This window comes from Cohnella sp. WQ 127256 (assembly GCF_024519285.1).
Taxonomy (GTDB): domain Bacteria; phylum Bacillota; class Bacilli; order Paenibacillales; family Paenibacillaceae; genus Cohnella.
In genome coordinates this window covers 346,318-361,910 of sequence record NZ_JAMZCY010000004.1, presented here as the reverse complement: position 1 = coordinate 361,910, position 15,593 = coordinate 346,318, and the positions used below count along the sequence as shown (strand labels likewise).

Here is a 15,593-nt window from a genome sequence, read left to right as displayed (position 1 = left end):
ATAATACGATTAGTATGGGTCTTGGGGTATAATATAAATAAAGTCATACTAAGGAGTCGCTATCTATATGTCAACAGATCAGATCTCCCAGTTTGAGAAGAAGGTTATTATCCGCAACATTGTACGCACAGACTTCGATAACCTCATTGCCCTGCAAAATATTTGTTTTCCCAATATGGGTCCTTGGAAGATAGACCAATTAGAGAGCCATGTACGCACTTTCCCTGAGGGGCAAATCTGCGTCGAATTGGATGGGGAAATTATAGGTTCCTGCTCAAGCCTGATCGTGAACTTCGACGATTATTTAGAGCAACATACTTATTCGGAAATTACGGATAAAGGATATATTCGCAATCACAATCCACGTGGTGGGAATTTATATGGAATGGAAGTTATGGTGCACCCTGATTTCCGGCGTATGAAAATCGGTAGAAGGCTCTATGAAGCAAGAAAGCGGCTGGCAGAGCACCTGAATCTGAAAAGTATTATCGTGGGCGGACGCATTCCGGGCTATCACCATTACAGTGATACAATGACGCCTAGAGAGTATGCAGAGGAAGTGCTGCAGCAGAACATTTACGACCCTGTACTCACGTTCCAGATGATGAATGGCTTCACGCTCAAGCGGATCATCACCAATTACTTGTCCGATGATGTGGATTCTGAGAACTACGCGGCTTTGCTTGAATGGAACAATATCGAATACAAGCCAAGCATTAATAAGACTCATTATAAAATGTCTTTTCCCGTCCGTATTTGCGTCATACAATATATGATGAAGAAGATCGATTCCTTTGATGAATTTGCCACACAATGTGAGCATTACGTCGATGTAGCGTCGGACTATAAGTCAGATTTCGCTGTCTTCCCAGAAAATTTTACAATGCAGCTGCTCTCCTTCCTAGATGAGCGTTCACCGAGCTTAGCGGTAAGGAAGCTGAGCACCTATACGCCTCACTATATGGAGCTATTCTCTGAATTAGCGGTTAAATATAATGTGAATATTGTGGGTGGCTCTCATTTTATTGAGAATAACAACCGGATTTATAATGTAGCTCACCTATTCCGTCGGGACGGAACGATAGAACAGCAATACAAGCTACATATTTCCCCGAACGAGCGCAAGTGGTGGGGGATTAATGGCGGGACGGAGCTGGAGGTATTCGATACGGATTGCGGTAAAATATCAATCCAGCTCAGCGGCGATATTGAGTACCCCGAGGTTTCTCGGATCGTAGCAGAAGAAGGGGCTCAAATTATATTTGTTCCCTTCTGTGCGGAGGATAGGCAGACTTTTCTACGGGTCAAATATTGCGCGCAAGCTCGGGCGATTGAGAATCAGGTGTTTATTGTTACCGCGGGTACAGTTGGGAATCTCACTCATGTAGACAATGTAGATGTTCAATACGCGCAATCGGGAATCTATACGCCTTCGGACTTTGCATTTCCACGCGATGGGATTGCGGGAGAGTGCAGCGAGAATACAGAGACCGTGATGATGGCTGAGGTAGATATGGAAACCCTTCAGCGGTATCGCAAATCGAGTGATGCACTTTCGTTCCATGACCGCAGAACTGACATCTATTCCTTACAAATTCGTACGAAATCATAGAGGTGCATATGAAAAAGCTAACGATCGCAATGACCCAATACGGACTCACCGATATTGAGTCTGAAGAGCAATTTTGGACGGGAATTGCAGAGAAGATTACAGACGCAGCCGAGCAGGGTGCTTCGATGATCTTGTTTCCCGAGTATATGACCGCGCATCTTTTAAGTCTTGAGGTGTCCATGCTGCATGACGAGGCTTGTCTCTTTCTGGCTCAGCTAACGGACAAGTATGTGGAGTTCTTTAAGCGGCAGAGTGCGGAATGGAACATCGCTATTCTAGCGGGGACTCATATTTGTAAGGCTGCTGAAGTGAAAGGGCAAGAGAAGGTGGAAGGTCAAGAGGATGAATACGTGAATAAAGCATTTCTATTCTTCCCAGATGGACGAGTCGAAACGCAAAACAAGGTGCATTTGACACCGGAGGAGCAGATTCGCTGGCCTCTAGTCGCAGGGGACGATTTGAATGTATTCGAAACCGAATGGGGCAAGATGGCGATCCTGACCTGCTACGATATCGAGTTTCCAGAGCTAGCTAGGGCAGCAGCGCTTCATGGCGTGGAAATGATTCTTTGTCCTTCCTATACCGATAGTGCTTATGGCTATCATCGTGTACGATATTGCTGTCAGGCGAGAGCGGTTGAGAACCAGCTCTTCGTTGTATTGAGCGGACTTGTTGGGACTTTATCCGAGGATCGACCTCAGGTAGATACGGGCTACAGTCAAGCGGGTGTCTTTACGCCCTGTGACTTGCCATTCGAGGCCGATGGGATCATGAAGATCGGAACACTTAATAAGGATATGATCGTTCTCGCAGAGGTCGAATTTCGTCAGCTTTGGGACAATAGAGCACATGGTGCAGTTGCGCCCTTCTATGATCGTCGGCCAGATGTATACCGGTTATTAATCTAATGTCAGAGCCTGAAGGGGCTGTTCAAAAGTGATCCCTTTGCTCTCATCGGGAACTGAATTGAGGGTGGGCACGAAAATTGTGGCATACCATTCCCCAATCATGACGAGGTCGTTACCAGGTATAACGAATGCTGAGGTTGTGATTGTGACCTCTGTTGATAATGCAGTAACCCCAAGATAATAAGATGAATACTAAACGGGTACCCATAGACCGGACACTTAGAAAAAAGGTGTTAGGCTATGGATACCCGTTTTTTGCTTGGGTCACTTTCTTATTTATTTTTCTTTACTGAGATGCTTTAATCCAAGATTTCTTGTCTTTCTTAGCATTAGAGCTAGTCCTTCAGCCTTAAACAACAAAATAATACCGATGAGAAGTCGAATCGCTTGTTCTACTAGGGGGTAAATATAGGTTTTCCTATCGAATCCAATTTCTTGGTTGATCAGGTGTATATAGCTCATGCTTAACCGCACGATACTGGTGAAAGATAAAATCAAAAGTATGAGTCCGATTACGGATAATACAAATCCTTCAAGCTCTTTCGTAGGAAAATTCCCAGATCCAGTTGAGCTTTTTGGTACCATATACGATGAAAGCTTTTCTGCAAAAATCCAAAGAATAACACCACCTACAAGGAGAACAAAAGTGGGTATTCCGATGATGAGAAATACTTCAGCGTAAGTCGTATCGTGCTCAATCACTTGTAAATATGTCGGTATAGTAAAATCTAACAGGCTGGTCAGATGGCTAAGTCCTAAAATAAATAAATAGATCGATAGGACTCGTAATGCTAGAAACGCAAGTTCTCTTATCGTCACATTTATCCCTCCAAATGGTGTGATTAGTTATCATTAATCAATATTACTACAATTAGTTATTTTTGGTTGAGTTAAACGCCTTTTATCTATCTTTTTATTACAATTTTTGAAATAATGACAATAAAAGGGTCGGTGAAAGGGTGTGGAAAATGAACCGTAGATTAGGATGGGGAATATCGGTTATTACGGTAGTGTTGCTTATGGTGTTGATTAGCTGTAGTAAAAAGGTACCGGAGACGACATCGAATGCGAGCAACACGAATAATGAGAGCACTGCATTCGAATGGACGGTGGCAGCGCCTAAGGAAATGGGGCTGGATGAGACAGCGCTCGCAAAAATCGATGCCACGGTAGCTGCTAAGCATGGCAAAACGTATAGCGTGCTCATCGTCAAAGACGGTCGTCTTGTCTATGAGAAATACTATCAGAACAAATCGCAAGATACCCCAACGGGAGTGTTTTCAGTAACGAAGAGTTTTTTATCGGCTTTGATCGGCATCGCGATCGACAAAGGACTTATTCAATCAACAGAACAGAAGCTAGCAGACTTATTACCCGACTTATTTATGAATATGGACGATCCGCGTAAGAAAGACCTTACGATTCGGCAGGCGTTAACTTTGACCGGTGGCTTGGAGTCAGTGGACAATGATATTATGTCATGGTTTCAAAGTGCGAATTGGAATGCCTATACATTGAGCAGGCCCTTGCTTCAAGAGCCTGGAACCACATTTGGATACAATACAGGGCTTCCTCATTTGCTGTCGTCTGTTATAACGGAGGTCTCGGGGATGTCGACGGAGGAATTTGCGATACAGAATTTATTCGGTCCATTGAGTATTACTAATTACGGATGGAGCACAGATCCGCAAGGCGTGTATTCAGGAGGGACGATGTTGAACTTAACACCAAGAGATATGGCTAAGTTTGGTTATTTGTATTTACAGAAGGGGATGTGGGAAGGGAAGAGCCTCATTCCGCAAAGCTGGGTGGAGGAGTCTGTGAAAAAGCAGGTGAAAGTAGATGACCATACCGACTATGGTTATTTATTCTGGCTACCCGATATGAAGGATAAGGCGGGTAAGGATGTATTCGAATATGAAGCCAATGGCTACGGAGGCCAGCATATTCGGATCATACCGGAATGGAACATCGTCATTGTCGTCACGTCAGATGCAGATTCGCGAGAGGGCTCCAGCTCTGGTGAGCTGATCGACCAGATTATTATTCCGGCAGTCCAACCCTGAGTAGAAGGAGCTATTCTTACGTGATTGACGGAGGAAACCAAATTGTTCGGAGATTTACCCAGCCCTGTGAGTTGAAGGTTACACCGCGAACGGAAGGCAAATGGGCAGTCGGCAAAGGTCTCTCTGAGATAATAAATAGTTGATGCTCGTGAATAAGTAGCCTCTCGATTTTATCGAGATGACGTGCTCGAACGGCGGGATCGGATTCCCGGGCGATACGCTGTAACGCTTGCTCGATGTCGATCCGCATATGGGAATCGACGTGTTCGGCGATCGTCAGGTAGAGGTCGAATAAGCGGAGCTGTACGTCCTGATCCCGGAACAACGAGAATAGGATCAGATCCGAGGCCAACCGCACATTTCCCTTGAATTCCTCCGGAGATACGGATACGACCGTACATGAATAACCGGATTGTCCCAGCTTGTCGGCAAGTAACTCCGCATCCAATTTGTATGGAGGAATCGTCGCGATTTGGATAGGGATCGGCCATGTACGATCGGAAGCGGGAATGTCCGACTTTAAGGGTTCCTTATCCCCTTGAAGAGAAGCGAATAAATGCGCACGAACGGTCGGATCGGTTAACGGTCCGACCTTCTGCGTGTTGCACGTGAAAAATTTCCGGACGGTCGTATCCGAATGGATATGGCTTCGGGTTTCGTCTGCAGCAGAAGGGTTATGGATGATGTGGAAAGGAGAGAGGAGATCGGAAGTGGCGTTCGCTCCGGCCTCTTCCGTTGCCCACGGCACATGAACGATCTCGACTCGATCGAGATGCGCTCGCCCTTGGAAATAGGGAGTGAACGCCTCCAAAACGCATATGCCCTCATGCATCTCGGAAATCTTGAAAGGTCCCGTTCCCAGCGGGGCCGTTCCGAATCTCAAGCTCCCTATCTGATTCAGGTCTTTAGGAACGATCGCCGCACGGCTAGTGCATAGGAAAGGGAGGAACAGCTCGTTGGGCTCCTCCAGCTCGAAGGTTACAGTCGTCGGGTTGAGGGCGCGAACGGCTTTGATTTGCTTATATATCAAGCTGTACAGCGTCCTGCGCGAAGAGCGGATCAGTCGCTCAAACGTATAGACGACATCTTCCGCGGTCAACACCTTGCCGTGGTGGAACAGCACCTCCTTACGGAGGAAAAAAGTCCACTGTGTGCGGTGTTCATCTGTTTCCCACGCATGGGCAATGCTCGGCAGAATTTCGTCGCTTTCGTTCGTCCGCCGTACTAGACCGTCGAATACATGGCTAGCCACGAACGATTCCGCTAACAAATTCATGTACAGCGGGTCGACCGTGTGTAACGGCTGCCGAATCGGCAGCCGTAAGGTGTCGATCTGCCGGTCGCTGTTCGTTTCGGCGTGGTGACCGAAATAAGTGAGTAGCCAGCCCTGCAGATGTTCTTGTAGTGTGGATGATTGTTTATGGATGCGAATCTGTTCGATGGCTCGCGTTATTTCTTTACGGTTAATCGCTTGGAGCATGGACTGCACCGCGATTTCCTCAGGTTGCGCGAGGAAACGTAGCGTAGATCGACGCCCTCGTCCACGGGAGGATTCCCACGAAATCCATCCGTCGTTGCTCATCGAGCGAATGATATTCGTCACGTTGCGTGGGGTGCAATCGAGCAGCTTGCCGATTTCCTCCAATGTCGTTTCGACGCTGTCCTGGCTCCCGAAACGGGAGTGAAGCTGCAGGAAATGCTGATGCAGTTTCATGCGGTAACCTCCTTCAGTGGATCGAATTTCTTCGTCTTCGTATAAAATAGGAAATTTATCTCCTGCACATTTCTATTTATTTTCCTATTTTAACATCTAAAATAGGCGGTAGATAGACATGAGGAAACGGAGTGATCTACTTGAACACGTTTCGCAAGCCCATGGGGCGATCCGTGGTAGCATTGATCGGTGCTTTTGTTCTCGCTTTTGCCCATCAGTATTTGTTTTATGACAACGTCCCCGGAGTTTCATATCCCTTGTTCGTCATTCTGATGTATATGTATCTTTTCCATGATTGGAGAGATCGACTGCGAGAGACTACGGGATTCGGATGGTTCATGTTCGTTGTCATCCTAATGCTCTCGGTAACATATGCGTTATTCTCGAATCCCATTTTGTATTCTTTAAATTTGGTTGCCGTCCCGATTCTGATTTTCATTCATGTGACCTACATGCGCGGGGCGAAGCGGTTGGCTTGGTGGAATTTCGGAATCGTCAATGACGCTCTCGACCATGTGTTCTCGCAAAGTTTACGTCATATTCCGACGGTGTTCCGCATATTCAAGGTCTCAACTGCGAGAAAAATGGGAGCGGAGCAGAAGAGTACGTTAGGCAAGGTGTTCATCGGACTGCTCATCGCCATGCCTCTGCTCATTATCGTCATTTCTTTATTAGCTTCGGCGGACGGTGTATTTAATCGATTCGTGAACGGAGCTCCGAGATGGATAAACAGCCTTTCGATAGGGGAAGGGTTCTCGCGAGGGGTATGGATCATCTTGTGTGGAGTATTATTTTTCTGCTACCTCTGGGGGTTCGTTAAGCCGAGACGCGTGAAGACCGGAACGGCTGGGAAGCTCCAGGAGAGCGGGGAGCACGACCCTGCCAAGATCGATTCGATCATTCTGACGACGTTACTTCTCTCGGTGAACGCGGTGTACGTGCTGTTCGTGGCGGTTCAGTTCTCCTATTTGTTCGGCGCATGGGACGGGGGATTACCGGATGGGAAAACTTACGCGGAATACGCGAGGAGCGGATTCCTCGAGCTAGTGGCCGTTTCCGTCATTAATTTTGCCCTTCTTATGATAACGCTTGTTAAAGGAGACATGTCGCGAAGACGAATAGCAGCTCTGCTCTACATCCTAATCGGATGTTCTGGGGTCATGCTGTATTCCGCATACATGCGACTCGTGCTATATGAAGAGGTTTACGGATACACCTATATCCGATTTTTGGTGCACGCGTTCATGATCTATCTGGCCGTTCTGCTGGTCATTGCCGCGGTCAGAGTCAGAATGCACATCCTCCCGCTGGCGAAATGTTACATCGTCATTAGTCTGGCGGCGTATGTATTTATTAATTATGTTGAAATGGACCGGGTGATCGCAGAGAACAACATCGAGCGGTACAAAGAAACCGGGAAAATCGACTTGCATTACTTAAGCAGCTTGTCCGCGGATGCCATCCCGACGTTAGTTAACTTCAGCGAGCATGAATACCCGGATATGAAAAATTTATTGGTTAACAAATGGGAGACGATCGAGGTCGAGGATCTCCGGTGGTCGTCGTTCAACGTTTCCGTTTTCCGTGCCGAGAAGGCGTTAAATGAAATTGCGGGCATGCCGCATTAAGGGGAGAGCGACATGGGATACATTATGGATCTAAGAGAAAAGGTGGGCTCGCAACCGCTGCTCATGCCAGGGGCATGCGTGCTCGTGTTTAACGAGGCGGGACATCTGTTGCTGCAAAAGCGTTCCGATAGTCAGGATTGGGGAACAATCGGAGGCGCGTTAGAGCTGGGAGAATCGTTGGAAGAGGCCGCCGGCAGGGAGCTCTACGAAGAAGCAGGATTAAGGGCAGAGGAATTTCGGTTTGTTGACCTACTCTCCGGGAAAGACATGTATTACAAGTATCCTCACGGGGATGAGATCTACAATGTGATGGCCGTTTACGAGGCGATGAACGTCGAAGGCACGCCCAGAGTGAATGACGATGAGGGACTGGAGCTTCGTTACTTTTCGTTATATGAACCCATATCGGAGCTCAATCCCTTCACGGAGCATGTCCTAAAGAAAACGGGCTACCTCTCGAAATGGTACCCGTTCGACAGGTTATAACGATGGAGGCTTCTCGTTCTAGTGACTCGATCCGTGTATAATGGGGGAATAGAGATAGGAAGGATGAGGAAATGCTTACGATCGCAGAATACAGCGTTGAGCTGGTTAAGGACCCTTTTCAGATTTTAGTGGGGAAGCGTTATGAATTTCTACTTGATCTGGAGCTCGAGGAGGATGACGAGCTTTACTCCGAGCAGGGGATATTCATTAAAGTGGTATACAAGGTCGATGGGGAGCAGGGGAGTATTGTGAACTACGACCTGATCGAGAAGTCCACGGAACGTCACCTCGACCTCGATCTTGAAGCGGAAGAGGAAGCTGCACTGGCTGCCTTCTGTCAGGAGCATTATTCGGAAGCGGAGTAGAAGATAGCATCAGCGAGTAATAGCCCTCCAGCATCGTAATTAGCGTTAGTGATGCTGAAGGGCTTTGTTCTCGCTGTGAGAGTGGGTGTGTCTCACGCTCCACCTTAGTCGAAAAAAGCGACAATGAGAGCGGACTCCTGCTAAACGAGGTAGCCCCCCATTCCACCTACAGCTTAGGAAGTACGTAATACGCCAAGAAGTATAAAATTCCTAGAGTAATAATCACATAGGCAGCATATTTAATGAACGTAGATGCGACTTGGCTGGAATTGATTCTTTTCTCGACATGAACTTCTTCGATATCCATGTTGCGTTGTTGAATTGGCATCTCAACCACCCCTTTCCCGGCTAATTAAATATCCGATGCGTTAGTGATTGTTACCCAGTAGGAATCTCAACGAATCATTCTTGTGAGTGTAACGATTGTTCGGTTATGTCTTTATGCTTTCGCATATTTGGCAAAGCCGGCCAGCTCGACAAAGCCCTTCCCATTAATTGGCGTATTGTTGCTATGATCAAGGCCGGTGACTAAACAAGCTCCTTCCCATATGGCGCGAATTGGACCGATAATTAGCATTTCTTGGTTATCAAAGGCAGGGATGACATGTAGCTCGAGCTGGTAATCGGGGATGGAGATGTACCATTCCACGGGGTAGGACATTCCGGATTGGAAGCTTCGCCAAACCCTCAGGGGCCTCATCTTGATATTGTTTATCGAGATTGAAGCCTGGTCCTTAAGAATGAGTATTGCTGTGGGAGACGACGGCGTTGTGGCTGATTTGGCTGCATGTAGCTGGTTAATGAGCAGCTCTCGTCCGTCATCCAATTGAAGCCCGAACCAATTCCAGCCTTCCCCTTTGAGAAGCTCGTAATTTCGTCCCCATTGATGGTCAAACCAGCCTTCCCCAGATACTTGATCCGTACCCCCCTCATGGTGAATATGTCCCGTGATCGTATTTCGGGTAGAGGAATAATAATAGAGGCCGTTCAATGTGCCCTGTTCATCAATGGCTGTCAATGGTTTACTTGGAGTGAATGTGAGGTCTACACGTACTTCGGGATCATCAATATGGAGCGTAAACTGCTGGCTCACGTCGTCTATGAAGGTGATTCCAGCGTGGCCGTATTGAATGGCGGTTGGTTGCGAGTGCATGGATATGTCCTTGATCCAAGAATGAGGTGTGGGAAGCTTGCCTTTGAATAGCGTTCCGTATTGCTCCCACGTCTGCCAATCGCTTGGTTTGAATAGGAAATAGGATGGGAGATATAATCCGGTCATATGATAAAACAGGGAACGGTCAAGGTAAGAGCGGGAAATGAATCCTGGTTCGTCCAACCGAATGAGGGAATAAATCAAATAGTGTCCCTTGATTCGGGACAGCTCTCCGACACGGAAGAAAGAGATCATCAAGGCATACCGGCGTCCACCGCTACCGTTAATAAAGGCGTAGCAGTACCACCATTCTAGATTGGCCTCCGGATGGGCTGCTGCATCCTTCGGAATGGATATCAATGTTGCTCTTAGATCGTTCATAGTATCTCTACCCCTGACTAATTAGGCGAATGAGTAAGTATAAAGTATGTATGGGGCACACAATAGGTAACTTGTAAAAAGGAATTTAATGTTAGCGTAGACTTCATCAGGATGAAACTGTAATATCGAATCATGCGCTCAAATAATAAAAATGGGGAGGGAGAACGTTGTCTTTCGTTATCCGTCTGAAGTGGTTTTTCAAGGAAAGATGGGGGAGTTATGCGATAGCGATTGGTTTAATGACCGCGGTCAGTCTATTGTCCATGATCCCTCCAAGGTTGATCGGAAATATGATCGATGTAATGGGAAAAGAGACGCTGACATCGGCGCAATTAAATCAAACGGTTCTCATCCTTGTCGGACTTGCAATACTGGTTTACATAATGGTCTACATATGGATTACGACCTTATTTGGGAACTCTGCATTAATTGAGAAGTTACTGAGATCAAGGCTGCTGAAACACCTCACGAGGATGAAGCCTGCGTTTTTCCAACGTAATAGTACAGGTCAGCTCATGGCGCTTGCTACCAATGATATTTTGGCGATTGGACAAACATCAGGCTATGGCGTGATGACACTCGTGAATACTCTGGTGGGGGTATCTGTCGTTATCTTCATGATGGTTTCCTTCATAAGTGTGAAGCTGATGATTGCCGCACTCCTTCCATTGCCGCTCCTCGTATTTGTCATTAGCAAGTTAGGCACTAAGGTACGGGGACGCTTTCTTGCGGCTCAGCAATCCTTTGGGAAGATGAATGAGCATGCTCTGGAGTCCATCTCCGGTATCCGAGTCATTCGTTCCTATGTACAGGAAGAGCATGATCTTAACGCTTTCGATCGGATGACTACAGATGTGATGAACAAGAACAGACGGGTGTCTATCTTGAATGCGTTGTTCCAACCCCTGATCTCGATTATCGTAGGTGTGAGTTACTGTATTGGAATCGGTTATGGCTCTTATCTGGTTTTTCATGATGAAATTACGCTCGGTCAGCTTATCTCCTTTAACATCTATTTGGGAATGCTCATCTGGCCTATGATTTCATTTGGCGAATTTATAAATGTATTACAAAGGGGTAGTGCTTCGGCGGATCGTCTGGAAACCGTATTGACGGAGAAGGTGGATGTGGAGGATGCGATCAAGCCGGTTGAGATCGAACTTCCTACACGTATCGAGATGAAGGCGTTAACCTTTACCTACCCAACGGCCACCCATCCTAGCCTGAATAACGTTGCCTTTCAACTGGAACGTGGCCAAACGTTAGGCATAGTCGGTAAAACGGGAAGCGGGAAGAGCACACTCTTAAAGCAATTGCTGAGGCAATATCCGATTGAGGAACAGAAGCTCTTCATTTCAAATACCCCTGTTGAAAATATTTCAATAGATCAGATGAAGCGCTGGATCGCTTATGTTCCGCAGGAGCATCTTCTATTGTCCAAATCGATTCGGGACAATATTAGACTTGGCAAACCGGATGCGACACCGGAGGAAGTTGCTCGTGCGATTGAGATGGCGTCTTTCACGCAGGACATTGCTCAGATGCCAGAAGGATTAGAAACAATAGTTGGCGAGAATGGCGTTATGCTGTCTGGAGGACAGAAGCAGAGGCTTGCCATTGCACGAGCCCTATTGATAGACTCGGAAATTTTGCTGTTGGACGATTCCTTGTCTGCAGTAGATGCCCGGACGGAAAGTCGGATCGTCCAACAGATCCGTCAGGAACGTGCTGGCAAAACAACGATGATTACGACGCATCGTCTCTCTGCAGTTAGTCATGCGAATTGGATTGTCGTGCTGGATGACGGCCGGATTCGTGAAGAGGGAACGCATGAGCAGCTCATGCTACATGCTGGCTGGTATAAGGAACAATGGGAGCGGCAGCAGATGGAAGCGAGCTTGGAAGAATAAAAGTACGCATCGCATGTGGATCCCTGATCCTATAGAAGGAGGCTTTTATGAATCCCAAACGATCAACGGCGAGAAGGCTGCTGTCTTACGCCCTCGTCTATAAGTACCGGATTATCGGTGCGATTATTGTGCTATGCTGCGCTGTTGGAGCAGAGCTTGGTGGTCCTTATATCATCAAGACGATTATTGATAAGCATCTCTACACTCGGACGAACGATATAGAGCCTGTATTAGGGCTGCTTGCCCTCTACATCGGACTCATTCTGCTTGCTGGAATTAGTAATTTTACGCAATCTTATGTTTTGCAGGCCACTGCGCTTAGAATTATTAAGAATATGCGTATGGATATTATGCGACATATTCAGCGAATTCCACTTCGTTACTTCGATAACACGCCGATCGGGCAAGTTGTATCGAGAATTGCTAATGATACGGAAGCCGTTCGTGACTTGTTCATGAGCTTCATGGCTACCTTCGTCGTCAGCTTCGTTCAACTTACGGGAATTTTTGTGGCTCTATTTATATTAGACGCCCAGCTTGCTTTGTTCACTCTGCTCCTTCCGCCGCTATTCGTGTTTATTATGTATGTTCATCTGAAGTACTCGAAGAAGTATATTGCGATTATGCGAGCCAGATTAAGTGATATGAATGCCATGATCAATGAATCAATTAATGTGATGCCTATTATTCAGGCTTTTCGTCGGGAGAAGGTCACTCTTCAGGAATTTGAGCAGTTGAACGAAGATCGTTATGTGAACCAGGTTAAACAGTTTCGCGTGTTTTCCTTGTCCTCAAGGAATATTGTGGGAACGATTGGTGGCTTAGTCACGGCGTTCGTCATCTGGTATTTCGGTCGCGGCTCCATTCAGAATGCCGGAATTTCATTCGGTGTGTTCTATGCGTTTATTGATTACTTGGGCAGGTTATTTAATCCGATTATTGGGATATTCGATCAACTCACCAATGCCCAGAGGGCGTTCGTGTCCGCAGAGAAGGTATTCGCTGTTATGGATAGGGAAGGCGAAGAGATCGAGAATGCTGAGCAGGTAAGTCGCCCAGAAGGAATTGTTAAATTCGATGACGTCACATTTGCGTATAACGAAGGTGTAGATGTTCTAAAAGGAATTTCCTTCGAGGCACGTAAAGGTGAGACGGTCGCGTTGGTGGGTCACACGGGTTCCGGTAAAAGCTCGATCATCAATCTACTGCTAGGTTTCTACGAGCCCGGGAAAGGCAAGATAACAATCGATGGTACAGACATTTCAACGATATCCAAGCAAGCTCTGCGTAAGCACATGGGCATCGTATTGCAGGACCCTTATTTGTTTGCTGGTGATATTAAGTTCAATGTGAGTCTCTACAATCAAGAGATCTCGCTTGAGCAGGTAAAAAAAGCACTAGGGGATGTCGGTGCCGCATCGTTCATCGAGCAGCTACCGAATGGCTATGACGAGCCAGTGGTGGAGCGGGGGAGCACACTTTCATCCGGTCAACGACAATTGATCTCCTTTGCTCGTGCGTTGGCATTTGATCCATCCATTCTCATCCTGGATGAAGCAACCGCTAGCATTGACAGTGAGACAGAGGGCTTGATCCAACAAGCGCTGAAGGTCGTTAGCGAAGGTAGAACGACACTTATTATTGCTCATAGGCTATCTACGATTCGTGAGGCTAACCAGATTCTCGTGCTACATCGTGGGGAAATCGTTGAACGAGGAAATCATGATCAGCTTATGGAGCTAGAGGGTCGTTACTATAAGATGTATCAGCTGCAAAAAGGCGAGAAGGTATCCTTGCCGGTGTAGCTTTAATAATAGCAAGAGCCACCCATTCAATGTAGTTGAGAATTGAATGGGTGGCTCTTTAATTTACGAGCATCAACGATCGGTCATTTTATTCAATTCAGAAGCAAGCTTGTCCAACTGTAAGAAGCTTTCCGCGATATCCCTGAGTCTTGAATCTTGGGTTGTCATACTGGCGGACATCTCTTGGATAGATGCCATGTTCTGTTCGGTCGTACCAGCTATCGTCACGATTTGATCCGTAATCTTGTTGTATTGGTGAGTGAGATCATCTGCTGAGCGATTCATCTCCGTCGATTGGAGGTCGACTTGCTTCGAGTCATCCGCTAATGAACGCATAATTTCGGCTACATTCTTGACCGCTGAGCTGCTTTCAATCACGGTTTGTTGACCTTGAATGACTTGCTCGGTAGCTTGAGTTGTCTTCGAGCGAATCATCTCTAGGATGCTCTCGATCTGCTCCGTGGATTGCTTGGAAGATTCAGCTAGCTTGCGAATTTCATGGGACACGACGGCGAAGCCTTTGCCATGCTCACCAGCACGCGCTGCTTCGATAGCTGCGTTAAGCGCCAGTAAATTGGTTTGGTAGGAGATGTTCTTGATGGTTGTGACGATTTCGCCAATGTGTTGATTTTGTTCATTGAGCTCGTTCATGAGCTCAACGGACGTATCAATCGATTCATGGACATGATTCATCTGTGTCTCTAAAGAGACCGCCTCATCGCTTCCGATACTCGTCAGTCTAACTGAATTTTCCGAACGTTCCTTCATCTGTGTGGAACGGGCGGCAAGTGAGACAATCTCTTCCTCAACGAAGAGTATGGACTCGCTAATTTCAGTTATGCTAGAGGTTTGGGTCTCGATGCTGGAAGTGACCTCAGAGAAGGAGGAGGTTACTTCTTTGGAAATGGAACTTGTGGAGGTAATGTTCTGCTTAAGGCTAGAGCTGAAATCGTTAAGAGTGGTTAGGGAGACTGAAACTTTGTCTATAATTCCTTGCGCCCGGTTTCTCTCGGTGACGGCTTGCTCGCGTTGCGATGAGGCTTCAACCTGCAATCGTTCGCTGAACCTCGCAGATACATACAGAGGAACGCCGAGAAGCACCAAATACATCATCATAGTGAAGAAGTCACTCGTTCCAAATAGTTCGTTTTTGTAGGGGCTAATGAATAAGTAGCTCGTCAAAGCAACTCCGGATAAGCCTGAGAATGCGATTGATCGAGAATTGCTATACAAGGTCATGATCGCTAGATTGATGTACACAAGCGAATACGTTGTAATGACAGGCCCTGTAATGATTAATAACAGTGTTAGGACGGTAATGATAGCTGAAATGACATACATGATGTAACTGGACAACCAACGCTTGTACGTCAACACAGTTGCTAATCCACTGGCGATAGTACCTACGATAACGAGAACAATAATCGAACTTGTAGGAGCTCCAGTCAAAATATCAACGACAATTCCTAATACTAGCATTCCCCAGATGATGTTAACTAGAAGCTTGTTTCTCCGATGCAATGTTTCATTATAATTCACTAAAGATCTGCCTCCGACAACGAAAT

13 protein-coding genes are annotated in these 15,593 nt (G+C 46.6%); 8 read left to right on the top strand and 5 right to left on the bottom strand.

From position 1 onward, the window contains the following. Nucleotides 1–67 precede the first annotated feature (67 nt). On the top strand, nt 68–1,612 hold the full coding sequence (locus tag M1K58_RS13230) for a bifunctional GNAT family N-acetyltransferase/carbon-nitrogen hydrolase family protein (RefSeq protein ID WP_256759329.1): 1,545 nt from the start codon (nt 68–70) through the stop codon (nt 1,610–1,612). An 8-nt stretch (nt 1,613–1,620) separates the two neighbouring features. Further along, the gene (locus M1K58_RS13225; protein WP_256759328.1) at nt 1,621–2,520 is read left to right on the top strand and encodes a carbon-nitrogen hydrolase family protein; all 900 of its coding nucleotides are present in this window, start codon (nt 1,621–1,623) and stop codon (nt 2,518–2,520) included. A gap of 276 nt (nt 2,521–2,796) precedes the next feature. Here M1K58_RS13225 and M1K58_RS13220 read toward each other — a convergent pair whose 3' ends face one another. Beyond that, nucleotides 2,797–3,339, bottom strand: coding sequence for a hypothetical protein (locus tag M1K58_RS13220; RefSeq protein WP_256759327.1), 543 nt, complete (start codon nt 3,337–3,339; stop codon nt 2,797–2,799). A 149-nt stretch (nt 3,340–3,488) separates the two neighbouring features. Here M1K58_RS13220 and M1K58_RS13215 point away from each other — a divergent pair, with 149 nt between their 5' ends. Next, nucleotides 3,489–4,586 carry a serine hydrolase domain-containing protein gene (locus M1K58_RS13215; protein ID WP_256759326.1) on the top strand — a complete coding sequence of 366 codons (1,098 nt, stop codon included), beginning with the start codon at nt 3,489–3,491 and terminating at the stop codon, nt 4,584–4,586. Between the two features lie 16 nt (nt 4,587–4,602). Here the strand turns inward: M1K58_RS13215 and M1K58_RS13210 are convergent, their stop codons facing one another. After that, nucleotides 4,603–6,300, bottom strand: coding sequence for an ABC transporter substrate-binding protein (locus tag M1K58_RS13210; RefSeq protein WP_256759325.1), 1,698 nt, complete (start codon nt 6,298–6,300; stop codon nt 4,603–4,605). A gap of 131 nt (nt 6,301–6,431) precedes the next feature. Between M1K58_RS13210 and M1K58_RS13205 the strand changes: the two genes are divergently transcribed. The 3 genes from M1K58_RS13205 to M1K58_RS13195 all read left to right on the top strand — a co-directional run bounded on the left by M1K58_RS13205 (nt 6,432) and on the right by M1K58_RS13195 (nt 8,779). Continuing rightward, the gene (locus M1K58_RS13205; RefSeq protein WP_256759324.1) at nt 6,432–7,928 is read left to right on the top strand and encodes a DUF4153 domain-containing protein; all 1,497 of its coding nucleotides are present in this window, start codon (nt 6,432–6,434) and stop codon (nt 7,926–7,928) included. Nucleotides 7,929–7,940: 12 nt separating this feature from the next. Next, nucleotides 7,941–8,414 (top strand): NUDIX hydrolase, encoded by a 474-nt coding sequence (locus M1K58_RS13200; RefSeq protein WP_256759323.1) that lies wholly within the window; start codon nt 7,941–7,943, stop codon nt 8,412–8,414. A 71-nt stretch (nt 8,415–8,485) separates the two neighbouring features. Next, the gene (locus tag M1K58_RS13195) at nt 8,486–8,779 is read left to right on the top strand and encodes a DUF6509 family protein (RefSeq protein WP_256759322.1); all 294 of its coding nucleotides are present in this window, start codon (nt 8,486–8,488) and stop codon (nt 8,777–8,779) included. A 166-nt stretch (nt 8,780–8,945) separates the two neighbouring features. On the opposite strand, the gene M1K58_RS13190 is transcribed toward M1K58_RS13195, so the two are convergent. After that, a complete protein-coding gene (locus M1K58_RS13190) occupies nt 8,946–9,107 on the bottom strand; it encodes a hypothetical protein (protein ID WP_256759321.1) in 162 nt (53 codons plus the stop codon). Nucleotides 9,108–9,218: 111 nt separating this feature from the next. After that, entirely contained in the window at nt 9,219–10,313 is a 1,095-nt protein-coding gene (locus M1K58_RS13185; protein ID WP_256759320.1) for a lipocalin family protein, read from the bottom strand. A 167-nt stretch (nt 10,314–10,480) separates the two neighbouring features. Between M1K58_RS13185 and M1K58_RS13180 the strand changes: the two genes are divergently transcribed. Further along, complete coding sequence (locus tag M1K58_RS13180; RefSeq protein ID WP_256759319.1) at nt 10,481–12,223, top strand: ABC transporter ATP-binding protein; 1,743 nt, start codon at nt 10,481–10,483, stop codon at nt 12,221–12,223. A 47-nt stretch (nt 12,224–12,270) separates the two neighbouring features. After that, entirely contained in the window at nt 12,271–14,028 is a 1,758-nt protein-coding gene (locus M1K58_RS13175) for an ABC transporter ATP-binding protein (protein WP_256759318.1), read from the top strand. Nucleotides 14,029–14,100: 72 nt separating this feature from the next. Here the strand turns inward: M1K58_RS13175 and M1K58_RS13170 are convergent, their stop codons facing one another. Continuing rightward, nucleotides 14,101–15,567 (bottom strand): methyl-accepting chemotaxis protein, encoded by a 1,467-nt coding sequence (locus tag M1K58_RS13170; protein ID WP_256759317.1) that lies wholly within the window; start codon nt 15,565–15,567, stop codon nt 14,101–14,103. Nucleotides 15,568–15,593 lie beyond the last annotated feature (26 nt).